The following is a 1,100-nucleotide window of genomic DNA, read 5'->3' on the forward strand; positions in this document are numbered from 1 at the left end:
GCAGGCGCTCGCGCTCGCCGCATCACTGTTCGTGCTCGTGGAGGCCGCGCACGCGCAGGGGCTCCTCGACTTCCTGACCTCGCCGACCGCGAACGGCGATTCTGCCGGCGACCTGTTCCGGCTCGCCGCGCTCGGGGTCGTGAGCGCCAACGCGATCAACAATCTTCCGGCTTATCTCGTGCTCGAGCCCGCAGCAGGCGATCCCGTCGCCCTGATGGCGTTGCTGATCGGGGTGAACCTCGGCCCGCTCATCACGCCCTGGGCCTCGCTGGCCACCCTGCTCTGGCACCACCGGGTCGTGGCGCTGGGCGTGACGATCCGATGGAGCCGCTTCATGCTGTGGGGCGCGGTGGCCGCGGTGCCGACCGTGCTCGCCGCCGTGCTCGTGCTGATGCTGGTCTCGGGCTAGCGACGCGGCGGAGTTCGAGCGGGCCTGGCTCTCGCATCCGACAGGCTCGAGCCCATCCGATGCCGTCGTGTCCCGGAGCGCTTCGGCGCTAGTCCCCGTCTTTCGCGTCTCCGCTTCGGCCCGGTGCCGCCATCGGAACGAAGGTGCGGTCTCCTGTCGCAGCCACGGAGTCGAGAAATGCGCCGGTCGCCCTGAGCAGTCGCGCGGTCCCGTCGTGTCCCTGTCGTCTCGCGACGGCGGGTCCGAGCCGACGAAGGAACTTCGTCGCCGCGGGCAGGGGGCGGAAGAACAGCGTGAGCTTCGATATGCGCCCGGTTTCGGCATCCAGGTCGATGAACTGCGCTTCGTTGAGTCGGACGTCGCCTATCTGCGCCTCAGCGAACAGGATCGCGCCGGACGGGATTCGCTCCACTCTGGTGTAGGTGATCTCGGTGATGACGTCGAACACGTCACGAAGCAGATCGACCACGCTCTCCGCGCCCTCGAAGACGAACTGATCGGTGACCGGCGACACGAGGACCACGTCGTCGGCGAGAGCACCGCGAGCGCACTCCGCATCACCGCTCTCCCCGGCATCCATCCAGGTCTGCAACCAGTCGTTCATGCGCATGTCCCCCGGCGAGCTCGAAGAGCCATGATCCCCTCGGGTGACCCCCATCGACACAGCACCACCGGTCTTGCGAGATCGAGC

At 68.0% G+C, this 1,100-nt stretch carries 2 protein-coding genes; one reads left to right on the forward strand and one right to left on the reverse strand.

Annotated elements, in window-relative coordinates; translation table 11 throughout:
- On the forward strand, positions 1–409 hold a 409-nt coding region (locus KZA10_RS15820), incomplete at its 5' end, for an ArsB/NhaD family transporter (protein WP_306300830.1).
- An 88-nt stretch (positions 410–497) separates the two neighbouring features.
- On the opposite strand, the gene KZA10_RS15825 is transcribed toward KZA10_RS15820, so the two are convergent.
- A partial coding sequence (locus tag KZA10_RS15825; RefSeq protein WP_218683361.1) for a hypothetical protein occupies positions 498–1,100 on the reverse strand: 603 nt, incomplete at its 5' end.

The sequence above is a fragment of the Microbacterium sp. BF1 genome, from assembly GCF_019279095.1.
GTDB lineage: Bacteria > Actinomycetota > Actinomycetes > Actinomycetales > Microbacteriaceae > Microbacterium > Microbacterium maritypicum.